We start from the raw sequence: 25872 nt of genomic DNA on the forward strand, positions 1-25872 counted from the left end.
ACGATGGAGTGAAGCATGGGCAAACTGGTGCTCGCCGCGAAGGTGACCCACGTTCCCTCGTTGATGTTGTCGGAGGCCGGCGACAGTCCACTGAAGCAGGCGCGCGCCGGCGCGGTGGAGTCGCTGCGCGAACTCGGCCGACGCGCCAGGACCCGCGACGTCTCCACCTTCGTGGTGTTCGACACCCATTGGCTGTCGAATTTCGGCTACCACGTCAACGCCAATGCCCGGCATCGCGGCTCCTTCACCAGCCACGAAGCGCCGCACATGATCCAGGATCTGCGCTACGATCTGCCGGGCGACACCGCGCTCGCCGAAGCGATCGCCAGCGAGGCGGAGAGCGCCGGTCTCAAGGTGCTCGCGCATCAAGTTCCGACGCTGGGGCTGGAGTACGGCACCATCGTGCCGATGCACTATCTGAATCCCGACGGCTGGGCCAAGGTGGTGTCGATCGCCTCGCCGTTGTTCACCTCGATCGAGGAAAGCCGCGCGCTCGGCGAGGCGACGCGGCGCGCGATCGATCAGTCCGGCGAGCGAGTGGCTCTTCTCGCCAGCGGATCGCTGTCGCATCGGCTGTGGCCGAACAAAAACCTCGGCCCGGAGGCCTGGACCTCGATCGCCAGTGAGTTCAATCGCCAGGTCGACCTGCGCGTGCTGCAACTCTGGCAGGAGCGGCGCTACCGCGAATTCACCGCGATGCTCCCGGACTATGCGGTGAAGTGCAACGGCGAGGGCGGCATGGGCGACACCGTGATGCTGTTCGCCGCGCTCGGCTGGGACAAGTACGACGGCGAGGCGGAGCCGCTTTGCGACTACTTTCCGTCGAGCGGCAGCGGGCAGATCAACGTCGAATTCCATGTCGCGTGATCTGCGAATGCCTGCCGTTGTCGAGGTCACGGCCCTCCACGCTTGACAAACCGCCCCGCGGGACGGCGAAATCATCGCGAAACTCGCACGATCCGCTGCCCGTGGGACAGGCATGACCGATTTCCGAACGCTGACCTCGTTGCACCTCGCGATTGCGCTGGCCGCCACTGCGCTGCCGTCGCAGGCGCAGGCGCAATGGTGGCCGAGCCGCGCGCCGGTGGACTACGAGGACTGCATCGAGAAGGGCGAGAAGACCGCCGAGGGCAAGGACGCCAAGGCCGCATTGGCCGCTCAATGCGACGCGAAATTCGCCGGCCGGCGCAAGCCCGACGGCGGCTACAGCTATTTCGACTTCATGCAGAACCGCAGCTTCGACATCGCCGGGCCGAATCCGACCGCCGAAGAACTGCGCAAGATGGACGAGCAGTACACCGCGTTTCTCGACCAGCGGCGCAAGACCATCATCGCAGCGGCGTTCGCGGCGAAACAGCAGCAGATCGCGGCGTTGTCCCAAAGCCAGCCGCCCGCCGAGGCACGCCCGGTGGCAAAGCCGCAATCGGCTGTGGACAAGTCGCGCCCGACCGCGACCAAGCAGCGTCAGCCGACCGACAGGCCGCGCAGCAACGACAAGCAGCGGCCGGCACGGGCGACCAAATACGCCTGCAACACCGATCCGGTCTCCTGTGGCTGGGATCATCTTTCCAGCGGCCTCGCCGCGGTGAAGACGTCGCTGTTCGGCCCGGCTCCCAAGAAAAGACAGGCGAACTGAGCGGCCGCGCGCGCCCATTTTGATCGACCGCAACGCGGTCGACCTCGGAATGCCTCACATCAGCGGCTGGACCGCTGGATCACATCCATCAGTTCGGCGATCTTCTGGCGCTGATCGGCCTTGTCGCCGCTTGCGATCGCATGTTCGACGCAATGCGCGACGTGATCCTTCAGCACCTCTTCCTCGACCCGACGCAGCGCCGCGCGGACCGCGGAGATCTGCGTGACGATGTCGATGCAATAGCGGCCCTCCTCCAGCATTTTGGAGATGCCGCGCACCTGCCCCTCGATCCTGCCGAGGCGCTTCTGACATGACGCCTTGATGTCCGATTTCATTCGCGATATATACCCCTACACGGTATGGGTTACAAGCGCCGAGGCGACGCAGGATGCACGACACAGAGCACACCGGGGGCAGCACGGCTGTCAAGGATGCGGGTTGCGGATGCTCGGCGGAGGCAGCTGTTCCTGCGCCGCCTGCGGCGTCGTCCTGTTGCGGCCGCCACGCGAGCGATCAGCCGATCTCACCTGCGTCCGCCAAGGCGATCGATCCCGTCTGCGGCATGACCGTCGACCCGGCGTCCAGCAAGCATCGCTTCGACCACGCCGGCACCACCTATCACTTCTGCTGCGCCGGATGCCGCACCAAATTCGCGGCCGACCCGGAAGGCATTCTGGCCAAAGCCGCCAGGCCGACTGCGGCGCCCAAGCCCGCAGCGCAATTGCATCAACTGACCGACTTCGCCGCACCGTCGTCCTGCTGCGGCGGGCATGATCATGCCGCACATCACCACGATCACGGCGCGACTGCAGCAGCCGACGGCAAGGTGATCGATCCGGTCTGCGGCATGAAAGTGGACCCGGCGACCACGCCGCATCGGTTCGATTACCAGGGCCAGACCTATTTCTTCTGCGCGGCGAGCTGCCGCGGCAAATTCGCCGCCGATCCCGTCTCCTATCTCGACAAGTCGAAAGCGAAGCCGGCGCCGGTGGTGCCGGAGGGCACGATCTACACCTGCCCGATGGATCCGCAGATCCGTCAGGTCGGCCCGGGAAGCTGCCCGATCTGCGGCATGGCGCTCGAACCCGAGCTGGTGTCGCTCGACGCGCCGCCGAATGCCGAACTGATCGACATGACCCGGCGTTTCTGGATCGGCCTCGCGCTGGCGCTGCCGGCGGTCGTGCTGGAAATGGGCGGCCACCTCGTTGGTGGTCACGGCTTGATCGATCCTGCGCTGTCGAATTGGATCCAGCTCGCCTGCGCGACGCCGGTCGTGCTGTGGGCCGGCTGGCCGTTCTTCGTCCGCGGCTGGCAGTCGCTGGTCACGCGCAACCTCAACATGTTCACGCTGGTCGCGATGGGCACCGGCGTCGCCTATGTCTACAGCCTGGTCGCGACGCTGGCGCCGCAGCTGTTCCCACCGGCCTTCCAGAGCCATGGCGGCAGCGTGCCGGTGTATTTCGAGGCCGCAGCGGTGATCACCGTGCTGGTGCTGCTCGGCCAGGTGCTCGAACTGCGCGCCCGCGAGGCGACCTCCGGCGCGATCAAGGCACTGCTCACCCTCGCGCCGAAATCCGCACGGCGAATCGCGGCGGACGGGACCGACCACGAGGTCGAGATCGACAGCCTCGCGGTCGGCGACAAGCTCCGCGTCCGCCCCGGCGAAAAGGTGCCGGTCGACGGCATCATCCTCGAGGGACGCTCGACGCTCGACGAATCGCTGGTGACCGGCGAATCGATGCCGGTGACGCGCGAGGCCGGCGGCAAGGTCGTCGCCGGAACGCTCAACCAGGCCGGCGGCTTCGTGATGCGCGCCGAACAGGTCGGCCGCGACACCGTGCTGTCGCAGATCGTGCAGATGGTGGCGCAGGCGCAGCGATCGCGCGCGCCGATCCAGCGCGTCGCCGACCTCGTCGCGGGCTGGTTCGTGCCGGCCGTGGTGCTGGCCGCGCTGGTCGCGTTCGCCGCCTGGGCGACCTTCGGCCCCGAGCCGCGGCTGACCTTCGCGCTGGTCGCCGCGGTCAGCGTGCTGATCATCGCCTGCCCGTGCGCGCTCGGTCTCGCCACGCCGATGTCGATCATGGTCGGCGTCGGCCGCGGCGCGCAGGCCGGGGTGCTGATCCGCAACGCCGAAGCGCTGGAGCGGATGGAGAAGGTCGACACGCTGGTGATCGACAAGACCGGCACGCTGACCGAAGGCAAGCCGAAGGTGGTGGCGATCGCCACCGCGAGCGGCTTCGACGAGGCCGAATTGCTGCGGCTCGCGGCCGGCGTCGAACGCGCCAGCGAACACCCGCTCGCGCACGCCATCGTCACCGCCGCCAGTGATCGCAGTCTCGACCTCGCGCCGGTCGACGGGTTCGAGGCGCCGACCGGCAAGGGCGCGACCGGCCGGGTCGCCGGCCGTTCGGTCGTGATCGGCAACGTCGACTATCTCGCTTCGCTCGGGATCGACACGGCCCCGCTCGCCGACATAGCGGAGCATCACCGCGCCGACGGAGCCACCGTGGTCAGCGTCGGCATCGACGGGCGGTTCGCCGGATTGATCGCGATTGCCGATCCGGTGAAAGCATCGACGCCGGACGCGTTGCGCGCACTCGCCGCCGAAGGCCTCCGGGTGATCATGCTGACCGGCGACAACCGAACCACGGCGCAGGCCGTCGCCCGAAAACTCGGCATCGCCGATGTCGAAGCCGAGGTCCTGCCCGATCAGAAGAGCGCGGTGGTCGAAAAGCTGCGCAAGCAGGGCCGCATCGTCGCGATGGCCGGCGACGGCGTCAACGACGCTCCGGCATTGGCCGCCGCCGATGTCGGCATCGCGATGGGAACCGGAACCGACGTGGCGATGGAGAGCGCGGGCATCACGCTGCTGAAGGGCGACCTTGGCGGCATCGTTCGCGCGCGAAAACTGTCCCAGGCGACGATGCGCAATATCCGGCAGAATCTGTTCTTCGCCTTCATCTACAATTCGGCTGGAATCCCGATCGCCGCCGGCATTCTGTATCCGAGCTTCGGCCTGCTGCTGTCGCCGATCATCGCCGCAGCGGCAATGTCGCTGTCGTCGGTCAGCGTGATCGGCAATGCCCTGCGGCTGCGCGCCACCTCGCTGGATTGAGCATCCGTTGCGACTGATAGCCGCCCGCGGCCATTGATCTACCGCAAGGATCGGCGCGCATCGGCCACTATCGTCCGCGCTGGATTTTGCCGCAGCTGCGGCCTTCCGGTCAGCGAGCAGTCGAGGTCGGCCATGTCACGAATGATTGAATTACTTCACGACGAGCACCGCAACATCGCGAAGCTGCTCAACGTCATCGAACACGAACTCAGCGTGTTCGATCGTCGCGAACGGCCCGACTACGAGATCTTCCAGGCCATCATCCAGTACTTCCGCGAGTATCCGGAGGCCTGCCATCATCCGAAGGAGGATGTGGTCTACCAGATCCTCAAGGAACGCAACCCGGCCGTCGCCGGCGCCGTCGGCGACGTCGAAGCCGAGCACGAGCTGGAGGGCGAACGCCTCGACCGTTTCGCCAAGGTGGTCGAGGACGTCCTCGCCGACCAGGAATTGCCGCGCGAGGCCTTCCACGCCGCCGCCCAGGAGTTCCTCGAGCATCAACGCCGCCACATGGCGAAAGAGGAACAGTTGCTGTTCCCGGCCGCGCTCGAGACCCTGACCGACGATGACTGGGCCAGGATCGACGCGCGGATCGAGGAGCGCAAGGACCCGATGTTCGACGGCGAGACCGCGAGCAAGTTCCACAACCTCTACGCGACCATTCTGCGCTGGGAGCAGGAAACCCAGGAAGACCGCAGCAGGGCCGCGGCGGCCGCCGTGCGCTGAGCGGCCCGGCTGTTTCGCCTGCCCGGCCTATTCCGCTGTCGGACGCCCGATGTGGCACCCGATCAGACGCCGGTGTCTTCACCGGCGTAGTCGGCCCAGCAATCCGGCGTCTCGTAGACCCGGACGTTCGACAGCGCCGGCAAGCCGGGCTTGGTTCGATCCCAGATCCAGATCGCGATATTTTCCGCGGTCGGATTTTCGAGTCCCTCGATGTCGTTCAGGCAATAATGGTCGAGCCGCGCCAGCAGCGGCCCGAACGCCGCCTCGATCTCGAAGAAATCGAGCACGAAGCCGGTCGTCGGGTTGATGGGCCCCGAGAGCTGCAGCTCGACGCGATAGGAATGCCCGTGCATCCGCCGACAGCGGTGCGTTTCCGGGACATTGGGCAATTGGTGGGCGGCTTCGAACCTGAATGCTTGGGTGATTTTCATCGATGTCGGGGGTTGGGCGCATGGCGCCATAGATCGGTCGCGGCGGACCCTATCGGAGCGCTGCCGGCATTTGAAGCCGGGTTTGCGGGAGAATCGTACCTCGTCGGTCGAATTCCGACGTGATCGACGCACCCGGGCCGGCCCGGCCGTTGTCCGAATGACGGGCCGGTCATGCTTAACAAAGGTTGGATCGCGCGCCGCAGCTCTGCGGGGTGCCATTCATCCTTTCAAAACCAACCCGTAGTTTTCCCGGTCCCCCTCAGACTCCGTTAAGCGCTGAAGCTGCAACCTGCCGTCAACTTCGGGAGTTGCAATGAACCGGCAGAAAATCCAGAGCAGGATATCGGCGACGCATCGCGCAGGCGTGCGATGTTGAGCGTCCCGACACTCTGGGTGGTCTTTCTGATCAACTTCCTCGCGCTGGGTCTGGTCTGGACCCACGTGATGCGGAGCTATCCGAACTTCACACCGGCGCGCTACTGGACCGCGGCCTGCTTTGTGGTTTCACTCGGCGCGGGCTTCGGGATGCTGCGGGGCGTGATGGACACCAAGGTGCCCCTCATCGTCGGCGGCAGCACCGTCGTTCTGGCCGCCTATCTGATCGCAATGGGCGTCTTCTGCTTTTACGGCCGGCACATGAGCTGGCGGCTCGCCCTCGGCGCGACCGCAGCCTGCAGCGCGGGTCTCGGCTTCTTCCTGCTCGTGATCGATTCGATGATGATGCGGATCCTGATCTATTCGGTGGCCCAGGCGGTCCCGATCGCGATGACGTTGCCACTGATGCTGTCGCGCAGCGGCCGCCGCAATCCCGGCGCGCGGATGGCCGCAGCGGTGGCGATCGCGATGCTGCTGGTCTACGCGGTCCGCTCCGGGGCTGCGATCATCGGCGTCGGCGGCGAATTGTCGGTGGTCAATTTCAATGACTTTCAGGCTTCGCTGGTGCTGATGCTGGTGTTCCTGTCGATGACGCTGAACTTCTCGTTCCTGCTGATGGCGATCGACCGGCTGCGCTCCGAAGTCGAGAGCCTCGCGCTGATCGACGACCTCACCGGCATCGCCAACCGCCGCCATTTGCTGCAGCGGATGGTGGCGCAGTGTCGGACCGCGATGCAGACCGGCGAGCCGTTCACGGTGCTGGCGATCGACCTCGACGGCTTCAAGGCGATCAATGACGGCCACGGTCACGCCGCCGGCGACGAGTGCCTGCGCCGGTTCTCCGGCGCCGCGCAGGCGCGGCTGCGTCCCGGCGACCTGTTTGCGCGCACCGGTGGCGACGAGTTCTGCGTGGTGATGCCGGCGACCACCCTGCGCGAAGGCGCGATGGTCGCCCGCCACATCCTCGAAGAAAGCCGCGCGCTCTCGACCCAAGGCGGCGATGCGGCCAGCGCCATCGCCATCGCCGCTTCGATCGGCGTCGCGCAGTGGACGCCGCAGGTCGGATTGCATCCCGACCGGCTGATCGCGGCCGCGGACGCCGCGCTGTACAACGCCAAGAAACTCGGCAAGGATCGCTACGCGATCCACGAGCCGAAGCTGGAACCGCTGCCTCCGTTCCTCGAGCCGGTGCGCAAGATCGCCTGATCGTTTCGCGGCCGTTCGCAAGGCGTCCATCGATGATCCATCGCCTGATCGGAACGACGCTGCTGGCCGCGGCGGTGTTGCCGTTGCACCAGGCCTCGGCGCAGACGCTTGCGCCGGATCTGGCGGAGATCGCGCAGCGCGCGGGCACGCCGGAGATTCCCGGCCTCAGCATGGTCTGGCTGGCGCCGTGGGGCGATCGTCGCAAGGCGCCGTGGCGCAACATCATCGTGCACCAGACCGAAGGCCCGACCGGATCGGCCCGCAACGGCGCGCGCGAACAGGCGAAGACCCCGACCCGGCGCGGCGTGACGCTCTGGGTCGAGACCGACGGCACGGTGTATTGGGCGGTGCCGGAAACCGTCGTCACCACCCATGGCGACGGCGCCAACCGCAACGACAACAAGTACATCGACAACAAGCCGACCTACCGTCGGGTCACCCGCGACAATTCGATCGGGATCGAGTTCGCCGGCAATTATCCGGACGTGACCAGGCCCGCCACCGAGGCGCAGATCGCGGCGTGGCGCATTCTCGTCCGTGTGCTGCGCGCGCGCTACGACATTCCGGCCGAGCGGGTCTATGCGCACAACTGGATCGACTACAAGGATTCGCGCTATTGCGAGGGCTGCGAACTCGCCAAGCTGGCGCGCGATCCGGCGTTCTGAAAGTCCTTCGAAACTTCCCAGCCGTCATTGCTTACGAGGAGCACCCGGATCGGCGCTCCGCGCCGTCCGAGCACAGGCTCCGCGACGAAGCAATTCAGACTTGCTGCGCGGCCTTCTGGATTGCTTCGCCGCGCTCGCAATGACGAATGCGGGCGTTGATGTGAGGCTCTCAGGACAACAGCGTCGACTGGATCGTGTGTAGCCCGATGGCGATGGTCAGCACGCCGACCGCGATCTGCAGCCCGCGATTGACGGCAGTCAGACCGCGCGCCGAGATCACCAGCGGCACCGCGATCGCGGCCGACAGCGCGCCCATGCCGACCATCGAGCCGACGCCGAACAGCGCCACGTAGAGCAGCCCCTGCGTCGGGCTCTGCGCCTGCGACACCGCGAGCACCAGCAGCGCCGCGGAGCCGGCCATGCCGTGCATCAGCCCGACGATCAGCGTGCGCCAGCGGAAGCCGTGCGCGTGGATGTGGGCGCTCGGCGCATCGTGCGCGGCGCGCTGGTCCGCGTGGCTGTGCAGATGAATGTGGCGCGTGCCGTCGCCGTGCTGATGCACATGGGCGTGGACGCGGTCCTGCCACAGCCGCCACAGCAGATGGCCGCCGAGGCCGACCAGCATGAATCCGACCGCGCCTTCCAGCGGGGTGGCGATGTGGTCCGGGATCGCCTGGCCGAGCACGATGGCGACGCCGGCGAACAGGAACAGCGTCAGCGTGTGGCCGAGCCCCCAGGTCAGCCCGTGCTTGACGATGTCGCGCACGCCGCTGCGCCGCGCCGCGATCGTCGAGACCGCCGCGATATGATCGACCTCGAGCGCATGCTGCATCCCCAGCAGAAACCCCAACCCCAGAATTGCGAACATCGTCCCCTGATCGTCGTGTTAGGCCGGCCGAAATTGCAGCAGCATCGGAATGGTGTAAGTTCGCGATCACAACACGGCCGCAGAGCCGGAACAAGGGAGAAACCAGCATGGTCGCCAAACCATTGGCGGTGGCGATAATGACGGCCGCATGGCTGTCACCGTCGGCCGCGTTCGCACAAGCCTCGCCCCAGATTTCCGACGACGTCGTCAAGATCGGCGTGCTCACCGACATGAACGGCCCGGCCTCGACGCCGACCGGCCAGGGCTCGGTCACCGCCGCGCAGATGGCGGTCGAGGATTTCGGCGGCAGCGTGCTCGGCAAGCCGATCAGCATCATCGTCGGCGATCATCAGCTCAAGCCCGATATCGGCGCCGCCCTGGCGCGGCGCTGGTACGACGTCGAACAGGTCGATCTGATCGTCGACGTGCCGGTCTCCGCCGTCGGCCTCGCGGTGCAGAACATCGCGGGCGAGAAGAAGCGGATGTTCATCACCCATTCGACCGGCGCCGCCGATTTTCACGGCAAGTTCTGCTCGCCTTACGCGATGCAATGGGTGTTCGACACCCGCGCGCTCGCGGTCGGCACCGCGCAGGAAGTGGTCAAGCGCGGCGGCGACAGTTGGTTCTTCATCACCGACGACTACGCTTTCGGCCAGTCGCTGGAGCGCGACGCCGCCGCGGTCGTCACCAAGTCCGGCGGCAAGGTGCTGGGCGCGGTGCGGCCTCCTTTCGCGACGCCGGATCTATCGTCCTTCGTGCTGCAGGCGCAGGCCTCGAAGGCCAAGATCATCGGCATCGCCGGCGGCCCGCCGAACAATATCAATGAAATTAAAACCGGCGCCGAATTCGGCGTGTTCAAGGGAGGCCAGCAGATGGCGGCGCTGCTGGCGCTGATCACCGACATCCACTCGCTCGGCCTGCCGGCCGCGCAAGGCCTGCTGCTGACGACGTCGTTCTATTGGGACATGGACGACAAGACCCGGGAATGGTCGAAGCGCTATTTCGCCAAGATGAACCGGATGCCGACGATGTGGCAGGCCGGCGTGTATTCGTCGACCATGCACTATCTGCAGGCGATCAAGGACGCCGGCACCGACGAGCCGCTGCAGGTCGCGGCCAAGATGCGCGAGAAGCCGATCGAGGATTTCTTCTCCCGCAACGGCCGGCTGCGCGAGGACGGGTTGATGGTGCACGATCTGATGCTGGTGCAGGTGAAGTCCCCGGAAGAGTCGAAATATCCATGGGACTATTACAAGATCCTCGCCAAAATCTCCGGCGCCGAGGCGTTCGGTCCGCCCGACCCGGCCTGCCCGCTGGTCAAGAAATAGGCGGGATTTGATCGAGCGCATGCTGCGGGTTCCACGCCACGGCTAAGGTCGCGGCAAGCGCGCCGGACCGTCCGGCGCGCGCCTGAAAGGACTCCGCCTCATGACGACCCACCACTTCCACGCCGTGATCTGGATCGACCACAAGGAAGCCCGTGTCTTCCATTTCAATCCGGAGGACGTCGAGCGCACGGTGGTTCACTCCGAGCATCCCGCCAAGCAGCTGCACCACAAGCCCGAGGACCCGCATTATCTGAAGGCGGCGATGGATGCGATTTCGGACGCCGGCGTCGTGCTGGTGATCGGCCCGGCCCATACCAAGACCGAGCTGGTCAAATACATCGAGCAGCACAATCCGGCGCTGAAGGCCAAGATCGCCGCGGTCGAGACCGTCGATCACCCCACCGACGGCCAGATCGTCGCCCACGCCCGCAAGTACTTCAAGGCCGAAGACCGGGTGACGCCGCAGACGAAGTAAGCGCTGCCCTTCCACGCATCGCCTCGCGCGCATGGCGCGAGGCGGCGCTGCCGGCGCGGCAATCTCAAGCGTCGTCATCCTGAGGCGCTCGCCCGCAAGGGCGAGCCTCGAAGGATGCGGAGACGTGGACGGCGCGTGCGGCCGATCCTTCGAGGCTCGCTACGCTCGCGCCTCAGGATGACGCTGTGCGTGTCGATCGCGATGTCAAACCGCCACGCGAATTCCTTCTCGCGGCTCGCTGAGCCCGAGTTATGCACCCGTCGCTTCCCAGCGAGGGGTGGGGGCGCGCCGGTCGGCGCGGGTTGGTGGTGGTTCTCGCGATGACTTGCGAAGTCATCGCGCGTCGCCTTCCGGCGCGCCCACCGCGGCGCTTTTTTGTCTTCGGGCCCGTGCTTCCGTTGACAGGCAAGGGTAATGAAACCCCACGGTCCGGCGGATTTCGCCGCCTTCGCCTGCCCCCGTGCAGCGAACTAACAAGTCGCAGAGCCTCGTAGTAGGCCCGGACGGGTCCCCGAAGCCTCCCGGACGTGCGGGTGCGAGCCGCAACGCGCAGGACGCCGCGTCCGTCCGACTCCACCGGCACAGCGCCGGCTTCATCGAACCATCGTTTCGGGCTGGTTTCCCAGCCCGCCGATCTGTCCCGCTTGTACGACGCCTCGCGAAGCGCCCCTCACGGACAGGACACGAAGGACTATAATCATAATAGGAATATTGTCAAGTCGGCCGGCGGATATTTGCGCGGCGGCTTCGCCACACCCGAAGATCGACCATGACGGTTGCGGCCGCCGCGACGACCAGCGCGCAGAGCGCCGCCTTCGACATCATCTCCATCGTCCCCTCGATCAGCATGCCGTGAACCACGCTGCCGACGACGATCACCACGGCGAGCAGCATGTGGGCGGTCCGCCATTGCCGCGGTCCCAGGCCCGCTCGTCGGCGGAAGCCTGCGAGCAGCGCGACGGCGAAGATCGCCCACATCGCGACCACGCCCCATGGGGAGAACGGCGTCGGCGAGGTGAATGTCAGAGCGTCGATCATGTCCGGCGGGCTGGTGAACCACAGACCGGCGACGTGGATCAGCACGGCGGCCACCAGCGTGCCGCCGATCCAGCGATGCGCATGCCGCGCGCGCCAGGCCGACAGCCCAGGCAGGTAGCCGCCAATCAGCAAAGGCTGAACCAGGACGAGACCGAGTGCGACGATGCCCGCGAACCCGGCCAGGATGTAGACCGGATCGCGCCAGGCGAGCAGCGGGCTCATGGCTGCGGCGGCGATCGGCACGCCGAGGACGGCCGCGAGCGCCGCCCAGATCAGGGTCGCCCGGAGCCGGTTCATGCCTTCGTCTCCAAAGCGGTCAGGCCGGCTGCAGGACGAAATGGGCTTCCAGGCTGGTGTCTTTGGTGCTGCGCATGACCGGACGCAGGAACACGGTCTTGAACTCGCCGCTGTCGTAAGCGAGGTGGCCATGCGGCTGGCCGAACACCGGAATGATCTGCGGCATCTCGAGACGGAACGCGCCGTTCTTGTCGGTGAGCGTGGCGCCGTGACTGCGCTGCTCGTGCTCCTGCCCTTCGACCGTATGCGCCCAGATCTGGATCCGCTGCCCGGCGAGCGGCGCACCGTCACCTGCACGGCGAACGGTGCCGCGCATCCAGAATCCACCCGCGCCGATCCGATCGACGATCGGAGCACCTTTGCGATAATTGTTGGCCCCGCCCGACATCGACGGGGTCGGCGAGAGCCCTTCGGCGCGGGCAGGTAGCCACAGCCCGGACATGCCGGCTGCCAGCAAGGAACCGCTGGCCACGAGGAGCTTGCGGCGGTTCAGAACGACCGTGCTCATGTTCATTCCTCCTGGGGACTGCTCCGCTGCTGCGATGGAACAGCGCCGAACCCGTCCCCTGAACTTAGCGATCATGCCCTCGAATACCAGCCAAGGCGGCGAGCGGCACCGCGGAGTCGCAATAAAAGTCTTGTGAACGGGAGAAGCCCTGCTCTGCCTGATGCAGGCCGACGCGAGCGCGAGCGACAACCGAGGTCTCGCGGCTGCGGCGCAACGTAGCAGGTCACGCCCCGCCTGCTGACGCTGGACTAATTACCCTCGCCTGCGATCACCCCATCCACGACGCGCACGATGCGGTCGCATCTTGCGGCGAGGTCGTCATTGTGGGTCACCAGCAGAAACGTGGTGCCGCGTTCGCGGTTGATCTCGCGCATCAGCGCGAACACGTCGTCGGCGGATTTGGTGTCGAGATTGCCGGTCGGCTCGTCGGCGAGCACGAGGTCGGGGTCCATCGCCAGCGCGCGCGCGATGGCGACACGCTGCTGCTGGCCGCCCGACATGTTGTTGGCGCTGTTGTTGCGCCAGCGGCTCAAGCCGACGCGGTCGAGCAGTTCGTCGGCGCGGCGCTCCATCGCGCTGTCCGGACGGCCGCGATCGACCAGCATCGGCATCATCACGTTCTCGCGCGCGGTGAAGGCCGAGATCAGATAGTGATACTGGAACACGAAGCCGATGGCGCGGCCGCGAAGCTGCGTCAGCGCGGCATCGCCGAGCTCGCCGGTGTCCTCGCCGTTGATCGCGAGCCGGCCGGCGGTCGGCCGGTCGAGCAGGCCGATGATGTTGAGCAGCGTCGATTTACCCGAGCCGGACGGCCCCATCAGCGCCAGAAAGTCGCGCGCCTGCAAGGTCAGGTCGATGCCGTGCAGCACCTCGGTCTCGACCGGGGTGCCGACATTGTAGGATTTGCGGATGCCGTCGAGGCGCAGGACTTCAGCCACGGATCGCCACCACCGGATCGAGCCGCGCCGCGCGCAGCGCCGGCGCGATCGCCGCCGCGACGCCGGTGAGCGTCGCCAGCAGCGACGACGCGATGAACAATTCGGATTCGAGGATCAGCGGAAACAGCTCGCTGCCGTCGACCTGGCGCGCCGACTGGTGCCACACGAACAGCGCGAGCGCGCCGAGGCCGGAGCCGATCAGCGCGCCGACGAAGCCGAGCAGCCCGCCCTGGATCAGGAACACGCGCAGGATCTGCCCGCGGCGCGCGCCCATCGCGCGCAGGATGCCGATGTCCTTGGAGCGCTGGATCACCGAGACGATCAGCACCGCCGCGATGCCGAACGCCACCGACAGGCCGACGAACAGCCGGATCAGCGTGTTGGAATTCTGCTGCGCCTTCACCGCGGTGAAGAACTGCGCGTTGGTCCTGATCCAGCTGTCGGCCTTCACCGGCAACGTCGCCTGGATCTCCTGCGCGATGGTCTCGGCGGTGTAGATGTCCGCCACGGTGATGTCGACCGAGGTGATGCCGCCGATCAGGCCGAGCATGCTCTGGGCGTTGCGCAGCGTCACGAAGGTGTTGCGCTGATTGGCGGCCTTGTTGCCGAAATCGAAGATGCCCTTGATGGTGAGGACGCGATTGCCGGCGAGCGAGGTCGACACGATGAGCTTGTCGCCGAGCGAGGCGCCGAGATCGCGCGCCAGTTCGACGCCGATCAGGATGCCCTCGGTGGTGATCTGGGCTTCGCCGGCGACGATGAAATCCGGCACCTTGACGATCTGGAAATAGATCTCCGGCTCGATGCCGTACAGCGTGATGGCGCGGCTGGTGTCGCCGCGCAGCGCCAGCGCCGAGCCGGACGCGGTGGCGGCGGCGTAGACGACGTCCGGCCGCGCCTGCATCTCGGCGCGGATCTTCGGCCATTGGTCGATCGAAATCACCCGCTGGGTCGGGCGCTGCACCGTCGCGATCTCGACGGTGCCCGGCTCGTCGCGCAGCGGCCGCGCCACCTGATCCGGCGGGATCAGCTGGATCTGCGGCTGCGAGGTGAGCACGCGCTTGATGAAGTTCGCCTGCAGCCCCGCCAGCATCGCCGACATGAAGACGATGACGCCGACGCCGATGGCGATGCCGCCGACGATCACCAGCGTCTGCAGTGCGCCGTCGAGCAGGAAGCGCACCGCGGCGATCCAGGCGAACGGCAGCCAGCGCTTCACGGCGCGACCACGCGGACGCGCTGGTCGGGCACGACGCCGGTGGCGAGCGGAATCACCCGGTCGCCCGGCGAAAGCCCCTCGATCACTTCGTAGGCGCCGACGCCGCGGAGACCCAGCTTGACCGGCTGCCGCACCGCGCGGCCGCCCGCCACCTTCAGCACATAGGGCACCGTCGTCGCATCATTGACCGCGCGCGCCGGGACGACCACCGCATTGTCACGGCGCGCGGTGGCGATGTCGACCGACACCGTCATGTCCTGGCGCAGATAGTCCGGCGGATCGATCACCGCGAGCTTGATCTCGACCGACGCGCGGTTGATGTCGACCGACGGGTTGATGTAGCTGAGCCTTGCCGCGAAGCGCTTGTCCGGATAGGCGTCGGCCGAGGCCAGCGCGTGCTGGCCGAGCGCGAGCTGGCCGAGATTCTTCTCGTCGATCTGCACCACGATCTGGCTGTCGCCGGCCGGCGCCAGCACCAGCAGCGCCTTGCCGGGCTGCACCACGCTGCCGCGCTCGACCTTGCGGGTGATCAGCACGCCGTCGCGTGGCGCAGTAATGCTGGCATAGCCGAGCCGGGCCTGCGTGGTGTTGAGCGTGGCGCGGGCCTGCGCCAGCTGGGTCTCCGCCATCACGAAATCGCTGCCGACCGGACTGGACGTATAGACCTGCAACTCGGCGGTCCGCACCTGGGTGCGCGCGACGTTCAGATTTCTGGTGGCGTCGTCCAGCGTGGCGCGGGTGCCGAAGCCGCCGGCCGCGAGCTTGGAAGCGCGTTCATACGCCGCCTCGGCGTTGAGCAGATTGGCCTGCGCCTGCTGCAGCGACTGATCGGCGGCCGGCTTGGTGAGTTCACGGAGCTGACGCACCCGCGCCTCGGCCTGCTGCACCGCGCCCTCGGCCTGGACCACCGCGGCTTCCAGCTCGCTGGCCTCGATCGCGATCAGCTTCTGGCCTTCGCGAACCACCTCGCCCTCGCGCACCAGCACGTCGGCGACGGTGCCGGTGATCTGGCTGCCGATCTCGACCCGGTACGGCGTCTCGATATGGCCGGAGGCGACCACGCTCTGCACCAGATCGGCGCGCGCGACGACGACGGCGACGACCTTCGGGCCGAGCATCAGCCGGGCCAGCCCGAGCCCCGCCGCGATCAGCACCAGCCCGATACCGAGCACCGCCCATTTGTAGCGCCAGACCGCGCCCGCCCAGCGGACGACCACAGGCGGCCGCGACTGCAGCGTCAGGTCGCCCGACGGATCGACTTTGTGCAGCATGAGAACCCATTGCAGGAGCCGACCGAGCCGTAACCCGCGGGACCCGATGCGCTATTGCGGAAGATCAATTGCGCGGACCTCCGGGCGTGATCAAATTTCCGTTGGCGTCGCGGACCTCGTCCGCCGTTCATGACGCGGGCGAAGGGATCCGAATGATAACCGCTGTTGTGCTGGTGCTGATCGCCGCCGCGCTGTTGTTCGGCTCCGGATGGCTGTCCTGCTCGATCGCACGCAAGCTGGAGGCGCGGTTCCCGCCGCGCGGCCTGTTCGTCTCCGCCAACGGCGTGCGGATGCACCTGCTCGACCTGCCCGCGGCGCAGCCTTCCGATCGGACGCTGCCGACGGTGCTGCTGGTGCACGGCGCCAACCTGTGCAGCGAGGATATGCGGATGGCGCTCGGCGAGCGGCTGTCGCGCAAGCTGCGGGTGATCATTCCGGACCGGCCCGGGCAAGGCTACAGCGCGCCCGGCCTCGGCCCGCTGGCGTCGCCGGCCTATCAGGTGACGCTGATCCGCGAAGTGCTGCGCGAACGCGGCGTGTCCGGGCCGCTGATCGTGGTCGGACATTCGTTCGGCGGCCTGATCGCGCTGCGCTACGCGCTCGACAATCCCGACACCGTGAAGGGGCTGGTGGTGATCAACCCGACCACCCACCCGCGACCGCACGGCATCCGCTGGATCCAGCGCGTGTTCGACGTGCTGATGAAGCCGTCGATCAACTACACGGTGCTGCCGCCGATGTTCATGGCGATGATGGGGCGCGTCGCGACCCGGATCTTCCGCCCGGAACCGCCGCCGCCGGACTACGCCGAGCGCAGCCGACTCGGGCTGGCGCTGATGGCGAAGCGGTTCTCCGGCAGCCTGCAGGAATATTCCGGGCTGCGCGATCAGCTCACCGACCACGTGCCGCGCTATCCGGCCGTCCGGGTGCCGACCGTGATCGTCGCGGGCAGCGCCGATCCGGTGGTGCCGCCGCAGATCCACGCCGAGGCGCTGGCGCAAGCGATCCCGGGGGCGCGGCTGGTCCGCATCGCCGGCGCCGGGCACATGGCGCACCACGCCCATGCCGAGGTGATCGCCGCCGAAATCGAGCGGCTGGCGGGCTGCGCCGGCGGCCAGACCACGCTGCGCGCGGTGGAACGCCCGCTGCAGGCCGCTGCGGCACCGCAACGCGCTTGACATCGGCCGGGGCGGCGATGCAACCCGATAGCGTTGCCTCGCGTTCATTGCCGACAAGCAGGAGATTTCCGATGACTTTCGTCAAGCTGATCTGCGCCGCCGCGCTCGCATCCGTCGTGACCACCGCGCCGGCCGCGGCCGGGCACAAGTCCCGCCACCATCATCATCACGTCGCGGGCTCGCTCTACAGCCACAATTACGGCCCGCCGGTGTGGCCGGGCGAGCGCTTCGCCACCTATGACGGCCCGCTGCGCGCACTGTGCAAGCAGGGCGCCGCCGCCTATCGCGGCCAGGACGGCCGTCGACACCCCTGCTATTGACGCCCCCGCGCGTCGCCTTCGATTGCAACGCCGCCGGAACGGCGGCACACTCGCGCCGAGGCCGACCGCCCGCCGCACCGGATTGAAGCCATGATCGACATCAGCCCCGAAGAGACCCGCAAGATCGCCGCCGCACTGGTCAAGACGGCGATCGAAATCGTCTCCGAAGAAGACGGAGGCGCACACAACCAGTGCAAGCTCTGCGGCGCCTCGGTGCCGTGGCTGAAGACCGGCGACGAGATCAAGCACGCCCCCGACTGCCCGGTGGTGATCGCGCAGCGCGTGCTGGCGGCGAAGCCCCGGCTGCACAGCGTCTGACGGCGCGGCGCGTGATGGCGGACACCAACGACATCGACGCCTCCGAACGCGCGGTCTGCCTCGCACCGGCGGACTACATCGACAGCGACCACCCCGAGGTGCGGGCGCTGGCGGCGCAGACGACCGCCGGCGCCGCGACGCCGGACGACAAGCTCCGCGCGCTGTACCTCGCGGTGCGCGACGGCGTCCGCTACGACCCCTACGTCGATTTCAGAAGCGCCGAGGTGTTCCGCGGCTCCAGCGTGCTGCGGGCGCAGCGCGGCTATTGCGTCGGCAAGGCGGCGGCGTTCGCGGCGCTGTGCCGCGCCTCCGGCATTCCGGCGCGGGTGCGCTTCGCCGATGTGCGCAACCATCTGGCGACCGAGAACCTGACCAAATCGATGGGTACCGATCTGTTCGCCTGGCACGGCTACACCGAATGCTGGAACGCCGGCCGCTGGGTCAAGGCGTCGCCGACGTTCAATCTCACGCTGTGCCAGAAGCTCGGCGTCGCACCGCTGGATTTCGACGGCCGCACCGACTCCGTGATGCAGGCATTCGACACCAAAGACGCGCGCTTCATGGAATACGTCCGCGACCACGGCGCGTATTTCGACGTGCCGGTGAAGTTCCTGCAGGCCGAAATGTTCGCGCAATACCCCCACCTCGTCCGCGAAGGCGGCGTGCGCGGCGACATGGAGCAGGAAGCGGAGCGGGAGCGGGCGAAGGCGTAGTCCGTTCGTCGCTTCGTCCAGTGACACCCAGCATCGTCATGGCCGGGCTCGTCCCGGCCATCCACGCCTTGTTTCGACGCGAGCGCAGATTCGTGGATGCCCGGCACAAGGCCGGGCATGACGAGTTGAAACGAAAGTGCCTGATTTCATCGGCCGGCATTCTCGGTCGGACTCTGAGGAGCCCGGCGAAGCCGGGCGTCTCGAAGGATGGGGCGACGCAGCGCTGGAGGCGCATGGTTCGAGACGGCGCTTCGCGCCTCCTCACCATGAGGTGTGCCGTTGCAAGCGTTCGTTCACCTCACCCGCACCGCCAGCTTCAGCAGCGCGGCGACGCTGCGCAGGGTCGGCATCGGGTGGCCGATCTGGTCGGCGAGTTCGAGCGGCGCCTGCGCAATCGCGCCGAGTTCCGGTTCGCGGCCGGTGCGGACGTCCTGCAGCATCGAGGTGGCGAACGGGCCGGCGCTGCGTAGCACCGCGATCAGTTCCTCGATTTCCGGATCGACCGGGCGACCGAGCCGCGCCGCGAGATCCGCAACCTCCTGCGCGATCGCGGCGACGAGGCGGATGGCTTCGGCGTCGTGGCCGATCTGCTCCAGCGTCGCGCCGGTGAGCGCGGAGACGACGTTGGTGGCGGCGTTGCGGATCAGCTTGCGCCACATCGCCCGGCGGATGTCGGGCTCGACGGTGACGGCGATGCCGGCGTCGCTGAAGCGCGCGGCGATCTGCGCCAGCGGCGGCGCGCCGCCGACCGCGCCGAGCTGCAGCTCCTGCCGGCCGCTGACGATGACGTGGCCGCTGCCGAGCATCGTCACCCGGCTGTAGACGACGCAGCCGATCAGCCGCTGCGGCGCGAACAGCGGCAGCAGCGCGCCGCCGGGATCGACCGCATCGATCGGCCGATCGGCCAGCGGCCCGTTGTCGCCGAGCCCGTACCACCACGGCAGCCCGTTGATCGCCGGCATCAGCAGCGCGTCGGGGCGCATCGCGGCGGCGAGCTGCGGCAGCAGCGAAGGCAGCGCGCCGGCCTTCACCGCGACGATCACCAGGTCGTAGGCCGACAGATCGGTGAGATCGGCCAATGCCGGCCGGAAGGCGAAATCGCGGTCGCCGTCGCGCAGCGACAGGCCGTGCGTCGCGAGAAAGGACCGCCGCGCGCCGCGCGCCAGCACCGATACCGCATGGCCGGCGGCATGCAGCCGCCCGGCCAGCGCGGTGCCGATCGCGCCGGCGCCGACCACGCAGACATTCAGGCGCGTAACGGGCGCCACCGATGCCCCGATGGCGCCCGTGCCTTGCGCGCTGCCGCTCATGGCGTTCAAAACGCCCGCGTTCAGAACGCCGGCCCCTGGGCCTTGATCATCCGCCGCACCGCGCCGTCGAAGAACAGCCGTGCGAACGCGCTTTCCGCGATCAAGTCTTTCGAATTGTCGACGCATTGCTGGCGGACGTGGTCCGGCAGCGGCGTGTCGGGACCAGGAATGCCGCCCGCGGCGCACTGGATTTCGCAGGCGCGCTGCACCGTCCACAGCAGCATGAAGGCGCGCGGAATGTCCGGCGCGCCGACCGCGACGCCGTGATTGCGCAGGATCAGCACGTCGCCGTCGCCGAGGCTCGCCAGCATGCGTTCGCGCTCGTCGTCATACAGCGTGATGCCCTCGAAGGTGTGGTAGCCGACCCGGCCGGTGAGCTGCGCGCCGTAGAAGCTGTCGTGGCTGAGGCCGCCCGCCTTCTGCGCCACCGCCGACATCGGCGTGGTGTGGGCGTGCAGCACGCAGTGCAGATCCTCGCGCGCCGAATGAATCGCGCCGTGCAGCGCGAAGCCGGCCGGGTTCGGCCTGTAGTTGGAGGTGCCGATCAACTCGCCGGAGACGTCGACGGTGAGCAGATTGTCCGGCGTCACCTCGTTGTAGTTGAGGCCGAACGGATTGACGAGATAGCGCTTCTCCGCGCCGGGCAGCCGCACCGAGACGTGGTTGAAGATCATTTCGGTCCAGCCGAAGAAGTCGATCAGGCGATAGCACAGCGCCAGCTCGGTGCGGAGCTGGGCTTCGGTCATGTGGGTCATCGAGGCGTGGGCGTTCATGAGCAGGCGCTCCTTGTTGCTGCGAAATCTGTCACCGCCGGAGCGCGCGCTTCGGCGGGCCGCGGTTCAGGCGTGGCTCTCCGCCGCCGCGGCGGAGCGCACGCCGAGATAGCTGGCGATGACGTCCGGATTGGCGGCGATCTCGGCGGCCGGGCCTTGCAGCACGAAGGCGCCGGATTCCATCACATAGGCGTAGTCGGCGATGCGCAGCGCTGCCTTGGCGTTCTGCTCGACCAGCAGGCACGACATGCCGCGGTCGCGCAGGCTCGCCACCGTGCGCAGGATGTCGCGGGTGATCAGCGGCGCCAGCCCGAGGCTCGGCTCGTCGAGCAGCAGCAGTTGCGGCTTCGACATCAGCGCGCGGCCCATCGCCAGCATCTGGCGCTCGCCGCCGGACAGCGTCTTCGCCGCCTGGCGCTTGCGCTCCTGCAGCCGCGGCATCAGCGCGTAGACTTCGGCGAGGCCGGCGTCGAGATCGCGATGGCCCTGCTGCCAGCGCGCGAAGCCGCCGAGCCGCAGATTGTCCTCGACGCTCATCGGCCCGAACAATTCGCGGGTCTCCGGGATCAGCGTGACGCCGCGCCCGACCAGCGCCTCGACGCTCGGCTGCTCGGCCATCGTCTCGCCGAAGAACGACAGCGCGCCCTTCACCGGCAGCAGCCCCATCAGGCCGCTGAGCAGCGTGGTCTTGCCGGCGCCGTTGGGGCCGATGATGGCGATGATCTGGCCGCGCCGCACGCTGAGGCTGGCGCCGTGCACGACATTGACGCGGCCGTAACCGATCTCGATATTGTCGGCTTCGAGCAGCAAGTCGCCGGTTGCTGTCGCGGTCATTCGGCGCCTCCGAGATAGGCTTCGATCACGGCCGGGTTACGCTGGATCTCGCACGGCGTGCCCTCGGCGAGCTTCTCACCGAATTGCATGACGACGATGCGGTCGGCGAGATTCATCACGAAATCCATGTCGTGCTCGACGACGATCACCGCCATGCCTTCGGCCTTGAGCTGCTTCAAGAGCCGCGCCAGCGCCTGCTTTTCGAGATGGCGCAGCCCGGCCGCCGGCTCGTCGAGCAGCAGCAGGCAGGGGTCGGAGGCGAGCGCGCGGGCGATTTCGAGCACGCGCTGCTGGCCGAGCGCGAGGCTGCCGGCGATCTGCGTCGCGCTGCTCGCGAGCCCGACGCGCTCGAGCTGGCGCAGCGCCTCGGCGATCAGCATCGCTTCCTTGCCGCGGTCCAGCCGCAGCGCGGACGACAGGAACGAGATGTCGGCGCGCGCATGGGCGCCGAGCGCGGTGTTCTCCACCACCGTCATTTCCGGAAGGATGCGGACGTGCTGGAAGGTGCGGCCCATGCCGCCGCGCGACAGCGTGCGCGGGAAGTAGCTGCTTTCGTGGCCGAGGAAATGCACCGTGCCGCTCGACGGACGCTGCACCCCGGAAATCAGGTCGAACAGCGTGCTCTTGCCGGCGCCGTTGGGGCCGATCAGCGCGAGAATTTCGCCGGCTTTGGCGTCGAGGCTGATGTTGCGGTTGGCGGCGATCGCGCCGAAATTCTTGCAGACCCCGCGCACCGCCAGCACGGTCTCGCCCGGCGCGGGCTTGGGGCGCGCCGGCAAGGGGGCCGCGTCGGTCGAGAACGTCCAGGATTTCGGCAGCCGCATCTGGAACAGATCGAGCAGCGCCGGCCAGATGCCGCGCGGCAGCAATTGCAGCATTGCCATCGCGGCGACGCCGAAGATGATCACCTGGAAATCGCCCTGCATCCCGAGCACCAGCGGCAGGTTGGTCTGCAGCCACTGATTGGCGAGCACGACGATGCCGGAGCCGACCAGCGCGCCGCCGATCGAGCCGGCGCCGCCGATCACCGCCATGAACAGATATTCGATGCCCTGGTTGAACGAGAACGGCGACGGATTGAGGAAGCGCTGGTAGTGCGCGTAGAACCAGCCGGCGAGTGCGGCGAGCAGGCATGCGATCACGAAGGCGGCGATCTTCGCCCGCCAGGTGTCGACGCCGAGGCTCTCGGCCATGATGGTGCCGGATTTCAGCGCGCGGATGGCGCGGCCCGGGCGCGAGTCGAGCAGATTGGCCATCGCCAGTTGCAGCAGCAGCAGCGCGCCCCAGATCCCGACATACCACGCCTTCGGGCTCACGATCGCGATGCCCAAGATGGTCAGCGGCGGAATGTTGGTCATGCCGGCCTGGCCGCCGGTCTGCGGCAAAGCGGCGAACAGATAATAGGCGACCACCGCCAGCGACAGCGTCGCCAGCGGCAGATAGTGCCCCGACAGCCGCGCCGTGATCAGCGAGCCGAACAGCGCCAGCACGAAGGCGACCGCCAGCGCCATCGGCAGCGTCAGCCACGGCGACAGGCCATAGACCGACGAGACATAGCCGGTGATGTAGGCGCCGATGCCCACATAGGCCGCCTGCGCGAACGAAGTCAGCCCGGCAACGCCAGTGAGCAGCACCAGGCCAAGCACCACGATCGCGGCGAGCCCGACATAGTTCAAGAGCGCGATCTCGTAGTTCGACAGCAGCAGCGGCGCCGCGGCGACGGCGAGCACGAAGGCGGCGCCGAGGCCGGTCCTGATCTGCCGGCGGCGGCGCAGCGCCTCCGGCGACAGGCTCAGTTGCGTCGGGATCGCTTCGCCGCCGTGGTCGTCGTCCTCCTTGATGCGGTGCTGGCGCAGCGTCTGCACCAGCAGGATCGGGATGATCAGGCTGAAGACGATGACTTCCTTGTAGGTCGAGGCGAAGAACGACGAGTAGCTCTCCAAGAGGCCGATCAGCAGCGCGCCGAGCGCCGAGATCGGATAGCTCGCGAGACCGCCGAGAATGGCGCCGACGAAGCCCTTGAGGCCGAGCAGGAAGCCGGTGTCGTACAGGATGGTGGTGGTCGGCGAGATCAGCACGCCGGCCAGCGCGCCGATGAAGGCGGCGAGCAGGAACGAGGTGCGGCCCGCCAGCGTCGTCGAGATCCCCATCAGCCGCGCGCCGGTGCGGTTCAGCGCCACCGCCTGCATCGCCTTGCCGTACAGCGTGTGCTGCGAAGCGACATACAGCGCCACGATGACGACGATGGTGACGCCGAGGATCAGCAGCGTCTGCCCGGCGATCGGAACGCCCATCAGCGGCATGGTGAAGTCGATCAGCGGCGCGGAGCGCTGGCCGCTGGGACCGAAGATGTACAGCGCGAGCCCCGTCATGACGAAATGCAGCGCCACCGAGACGATCAGCAGCACCAGCACCGAAGCATCGGCCAGCGGCTGATAGACGATGCGGTACAGCAGCGGCCCGGCGGCGGTGATCACCGCGATCGCGATCACCGCCTTCAGGATGAGCGGCAATTCGAAACTCGTCGCGGCATAGGCCAGCGCCAGCACGATCAGCGCCGCGCCGACGCTGCGCAGGCTCGACACGAGCAGCGTCGCGAGCCGCTGCCTGCGCCAGCCGGCGGCGATGTCGACGACGAGGTGCAGCGCGATCAGGAGGCCGAGCAGCGCGAACGTGCCCGGGCGCTGGCCGTCCTGCAGGGTGACGAAGGTCAATGCGCCATAGGAGACGAACTCGCCCTGCGGCACGAAAGTGATGCGAGTGACCGAGAACAGCACCACGATCGCCACCGCCAGCAGCGCGTAGACCACGCCGTTGGCGATGCCATCCTGAGCCAGAAACAGGGCGACGACGAGATTCACGAGGATCCTTTCGACGGCGCGGGCGGCGCGTCGTCTGCCGTGCGGATGGTCGGAACGGGGTTCGAACGGTGTGCGGGCCGGCCGCGGATCGCGTCGCCCGCGGCGACGGATCGCGGCCGGCGGCGCGTTGTTACTTCAGCAGCTTCCAGGCGCCGTCCTTCACCGCGATGGTGACGATGCTGCGGGCGTCGAAGCCGGAATGATCGGCCGCAGTCATGTTGTAGACGCCCTGCGCGCCGGTGAGATTCTTGACGTTCTCCAGCGCGTCGCGCAGCTCGGCGCGGAATTCCGGCGTGCCGGGCTTGGCCTTGGCGGCCGCGATCGGAATGGTGCGTTCCAGCAGCAGGCCGGCGTCCCAGACATTGGCGCCGAAGGTGCCGGGCGCTACGCCGTACACCTTGGTGTAGGCGTCGATATAGGCTTGTCCCGAGGCCTTCGACGGCACATCGTCGCCGATCTGCGCCTGCACCAGCATCGGGCTCGCGGCGAGAATGGTGCCCTCGACCTTCTTGCCGCCCAGCTTGATGAATTCCGGCGTCGCGGCGCCGTGGGTCTGGTAGATCTTGCCCTTGTAGCCCTGATCGACCAGCGTCACTTCGGGCAGCACGGTGGTGGCGCCCGCCGCGCCGACCAGCACCGCGTCCGGCGCGGCCGACAGAATCTTCAGGCTCTGGCCGGCCACCGACGTATCGGCGCGGCTGAAGGTTTCTTCGGCGACCAGCTTGATGCCTTCCTTGTCGATCACGGCCTTGAAGGCCTTGGCGAAATTGGCGCCGAGCGGATCGTTGGTGCCGATGAAGGCGACCGTCTTGACGCCGTTGGTCTTCATGTGCGCGACCAGCGCGTCCATCACGAGATTGTCGTTCTGGGTGGTCTTGAACACCCACTTCTTTTTCTCGTCCATCGGCAGCACCACCGCGGTGGTGCCGACCGGCGCCAGCATCACCGTCTTGGCGTCGGCGATGAAGGACAGCACGGCCATCGCGTTCGGCGATCCGGACGGGCCGATGATGGCGTCGACCTTGTCCTCGATCAGGAATTTCTGGACGTTCTTGGTCGCCTGGGTGGGATCGCTGTTGTCGTCCATGTAGATGTAGTCGACCGTGAGATTGCCGATGGTCTTCGGCAACAGCGCCACGGTGTTCTTCTGCTGCAGCCCGACCACCGAGATCGGACCGGTCGACGACGCGATCACGCCGACCTTGACCTGCGCCGATGCGGCGCCGGCGGTCGACGCGAGCACGGCCGCGGCCAGGAGCGCCTTGAGTTTGTTCATGATAACCCTCTTCCCATCCGTCGTTGCGGGGCCGCGGCCGGAGCGTCGCGGCTGCGGCCGCTGGGATCAGGCGCGGGCATCTGCAGCGGGCGGAGTTTTTAAAGCGACTAATTCCCGCCTGCAGTGACCGCCCAATTAGTGAAATATTCCAGCGAACAATCAAGCAACTTAAAACGGCGCGCTGCACATATTA

At 67.5% G+C, this 25872-nt stretch carries 25 protein-coding genes; 12 read left to right on the top strand and 13 right to left on the bottom strand.

Annotated elements, in window-relative coordinates; translation table 11 throughout:
• Window positions 1-15 precede the first annotated feature (15 nt).
• Together hpaD and RPB_RS19505 are read left to right on the top strand one after the other, a co-directional pair.
• Window positions 16-867, top strand: a complete 852-nt coding sequence (hpaD, locus tag RPB_RS19500; RefSeq protein ID WP_011442745.1) for a 3,4-dihydroxyphenylacetate 2,3-dioxygenase — start codon at window positions 16-18, stop codon at window positions 865-867.
• A 112-nt stretch (window positions 868-979) separates the two neighbouring features.
• Complete coding sequence (locus RPB_RS19505; RefSeq protein WP_011442746.1) at window positions 980-1636, top strand: hypothetical protein; 657 nt, start codon at window positions 980-982, stop codon at window positions 1634-1636.
• A gap of 59 nt (window positions 1637-1695) precedes the next feature.
• Here the strand turns inward: RPB_RS19505 and RPB_RS19510 are convergent, their stop codons facing one another.
• The gene (locus RPB_RS19510) at window positions 1696-1971 is read right to left on the bottom strand and encodes a metal-sensitive transcriptional regulator (RefSeq protein WP_011442747.1); all 276 of its coding nucleotides are present in this window, start codon (window positions 1969-1971) and stop codon (window positions 1696-1698) included.
• 227 nt (window positions 1972-2198) lie between these two features.
• Between RPB_RS19510 and RPB_RS19515 the strand changes: the two genes are divergently transcribed.
• Window positions 2199-4751, top strand: a complete 2553-nt coding sequence (locus RPB_RS19515) for a heavy metal translocating P-type ATPase (RefSeq protein WP_041798368.1) — start codon at window positions 2199-2201, stop codon at window positions 4749-4751.
• A 132-nt stretch (window positions 4752-4883) separates the two neighbouring features.
• Window positions 4884-5477, top strand: a complete 594-nt coding sequence (locus tag RPB_RS19520; RefSeq protein ID WP_011442749.1) for a hemerythrin domain-containing protein — start codon at window positions 4884-4886, stop codon at window positions 5475-5477.
• A 62-nt stretch (window positions 5478-5539) separates the two neighbouring features.
• On the opposite strand, the gene queD is transcribed toward RPB_RS19520, so the two are convergent.
• On the bottom strand, window positions 5540-5908 hold the full coding sequence (queD, locus tag RPB_RS19525) for a 6-carboxytetrahydropterin synthase QueD (RefSeq protein WP_011442750.1): 369 nt from the start codon (window positions 5906-5908) through the stop codon (window positions 5540-5542).
• Window positions 5909-6277: 369 nt separating this feature from the next.
• Here queD and RPB_RS19530 point away from each other — a divergent pair, with 369 nt between their 5' ends.
• Together RPB_RS19530 and RPB_RS19535 are read left to right on the top strand one after the other, a co-directional pair.
• The gene (locus tag RPB_RS19530; RefSeq protein ID WP_011442751.1) at window positions 6278-7489 is read left to right on the top strand and encodes a GGDEF domain-containing protein; all 1212 of its coding nucleotides are present in this window, start codon (window positions 6278-6280) and stop codon (window positions 7487-7489) included.
• Between the two features lie 32 nt (window positions 7490-7521).
• Window positions 7522-8154 (top strand): peptidoglycan recognition protein family protein, encoded by a 633-nt coding sequence (locus tag RPB_RS19535; protein ID WP_041798370.1) that lies wholly within the window; start codon window positions 7522-7524, stop codon window positions 8152-8154.
• A gap of 169 nt (window positions 8155-8323) precedes the next feature.
• Here RPB_RS19535 and RPB_RS19540 read toward each other — a convergent pair whose 3' ends face one another.
• Window positions 8324-9022: a nickel transporter gene (locus RPB_RS19540; RefSeq protein WP_011442753.1), complete on the bottom strand. Its 699-nt coding sequence runs from the start codon at window positions 9020-9022 to the stop codon at window positions 8324-8326.
• A gap of 107 nt (window positions 9023-9129) precedes the next feature.
• Here RPB_RS19540 and RPB_RS19545 point away from each other — a divergent pair, with 107 nt between their 5' ends.
• Together RPB_RS19545 and RPB_RS19550 are read left to right on the top strand one after the other, a co-directional pair.
• A complete protein-coding gene (locus RPB_RS19545) occupies window positions 9130-10350 on the top strand; it encodes an ABC transporter substrate-binding protein (RefSeq protein WP_011442754.1) in 1221 nt (406 codons plus the stop codon).
• Window positions 10351-10450: 100 nt separating this feature from the next.
• On the top strand, window positions 10451-10825 hold the full coding sequence (locus RPB_RS19550) for a hypothetical protein (RefSeq protein ID WP_011442755.1): 375 nt from the start codon (window positions 10451-10453) through the stop codon (window positions 10823-10825).
• A gap of 714 nt (window positions 10826-11539) precedes the next feature.
• Here the strand turns inward: RPB_RS19550 and RPB_RS19555 are convergent.
• From RPB_RS19555 to RPB_RS19575, 5 genes are all read right to left on the bottom strand, one after another.
• Complete coding sequence (locus RPB_RS19555; RefSeq protein ID WP_011442756.1) at window positions 11540-12160, bottom strand: ferric reductase-like transmembrane domain-containing protein; 621 nt, start codon at window positions 12158-12160, stop codon at window positions 11540-11542.
• A 19-nt stretch (window positions 12161-12179) separates the two neighbouring features.
• Complete coding sequence (locus tag RPB_RS19560) at window positions 12180-12668, bottom strand: twin-arginine translocation pathway signal (protein WP_011442757.1); 489 nt, start codon at window positions 12666-12668, stop codon at window positions 12180-12182.
• Between the two features lie 248 nt (window positions 12669-12916).
• Window positions 12917-13606 (bottom strand): ABC transporter ATP-binding protein, encoded by a 690-nt coding sequence (locus RPB_RS19565; RefSeq protein WP_011442758.1) that lies wholly within the window; start codon window positions 13604-13606, stop codon window positions 12917-12919.
• Window positions 13599-14825: an ABC transporter permease gene (locus tag RPB_RS19570; protein WP_011442759.1), complete on the bottom strand. Its 1227-nt coding sequence runs from the start codon at window positions 14823-14825 to the stop codon at window positions 13599-13601. The genes RPB_RS19565 and RPB_RS19570 overlap by 8 nt, the downstream gene beginning before the upstream one ends.
• The gene (locus RPB_RS19575) at window positions 14822-16096 is read right to left on the bottom strand and encodes an efflux RND transporter periplasmic adaptor subunit (protein ID WP_011442760.1); all 1275 of its coding nucleotides are present in this window, start codon (window positions 16094-16096) and stop codon (window positions 14822-14824) included. Before RPB_RS19575 ends, RPB_RS19570 begins: the two co-directional genes overlap by 4 nt.
• A gap of 152 nt (window positions 16097-16248) precedes the next feature.
• Here RPB_RS19575 and RPB_RS19580 point away from each other — a divergent pair, with 152 nt between their 5' ends.
• From RPB_RS19580 to RPB_RS19595, 4 genes are all read left to right on the top strand, one after another.
• Window positions 16249-17274, top strand: coding sequence for an alpha/beta fold hydrolase (locus RPB_RS19580; RefSeq protein ID WP_011442761.1), 1026 nt, complete (start codon window positions 16249-16251; stop codon window positions 17272-17274).
• Between the two features lie 71 nt (window positions 17275-17345).
• Window positions 17346-17594, top strand: coding sequence for a hypothetical protein (locus RPB_RS19585; RefSeq protein ID WP_041798371.1), 249 nt, complete (start codon window positions 17346-17348; stop codon window positions 17592-17594).
• A gap of 90 nt (window positions 17595-17684) precedes the next feature.
• Entirely contained in the window at window positions 17685-17912 is a 228-nt protein-coding gene (locus RPB_RS19590) for a DUF3222 family protein (RefSeq protein WP_011442763.1), read from the top strand.
• Window positions 17913-17926: 14 nt separating this feature from the next.
• Window positions 17927-18625, top strand: coding sequence for a transglutaminase-like domain-containing protein (locus tag RPB_RS19595; RefSeq protein ID WP_011442764.1), 699 nt, complete (start codon window positions 17927-17929; stop codon window positions 18623-18625).
• Between the two features lie 293 nt (window positions 18626-18918).
• On the opposite strand, the gene RPB_RS19600 is transcribed toward RPB_RS19595, so the two are convergent.
• The 5 genes from RPB_RS19600 to RPB_RS19620 all read right to left on the bottom strand — a co-directional run bounded on the left by RPB_RS19600 (window position 18919) and on the right by RPB_RS19620 (window position 25679).
• A complete protein-coding gene (locus tag RPB_RS19600; protein ID WP_011442765.1) occupies window positions 18919-19893 on the bottom strand; it encodes a ketopantoate reductase family protein in 975 nt (324 codons plus the stop codon).
• A 62-nt stretch (window positions 19894-19955) separates the two neighbouring features.
• Window positions 19956-20708 (bottom strand): class II aldolase/adducin family protein, encoded by a 753-nt coding sequence (locus RPB_RS19605; RefSeq protein WP_011442766.1) that lies wholly within the window; start codon window positions 20706-20708, stop codon window positions 19956-19958.
• Window positions 20709-20774: 66 nt separating this feature from the next.
• On the bottom strand, window positions 20775-21542 hold the full coding sequence (locus RPB_RS19610) for an ABC transporter ATP-binding protein (protein WP_011442767.1): 768 nt from the start codon (window positions 21540-21542) through the stop codon (window positions 20775-20777).
• Complete coding sequence (locus tag RPB_RS25240; RefSeq protein ID WP_011442768.1) at window positions 21539-24403, bottom strand: branched-chain amino acid ABC transporter permease/ATP-binding protein; 2865 nt, start codon at window positions 24401-24403, stop codon at window positions 21539-21541. The genes RPB_RS19610 and RPB_RS25240 overlap by 4 nt, the downstream gene beginning before the upstream one ends.
• 130 nt (window positions 24404-24533) lie before the next feature.
• Window positions 24534-25679: an ABC transporter substrate-binding protein gene (locus RPB_RS19620; protein ID WP_011442769.1), complete on the bottom strand. Its 1146-nt coding sequence runs from the start codon at window positions 25677-25679 to the stop codon at window positions 24534-24536.
• Between the last annotated feature and the right edge of the window lie 193 nt (window positions 25680-25872).

It is taken from the genome of Rhodopseudomonas palustris HaA2, assembly GCF_000013365.1.
In the GTDB taxonomy this organism is placed as follows: domain Bacteria; phylum Pseudomonadota; class Alphaproteobacteria; order Rhizobiales; family Xanthobacteraceae; genus Rhodopseudomonas; species Rhodopseudomonas palustris_J.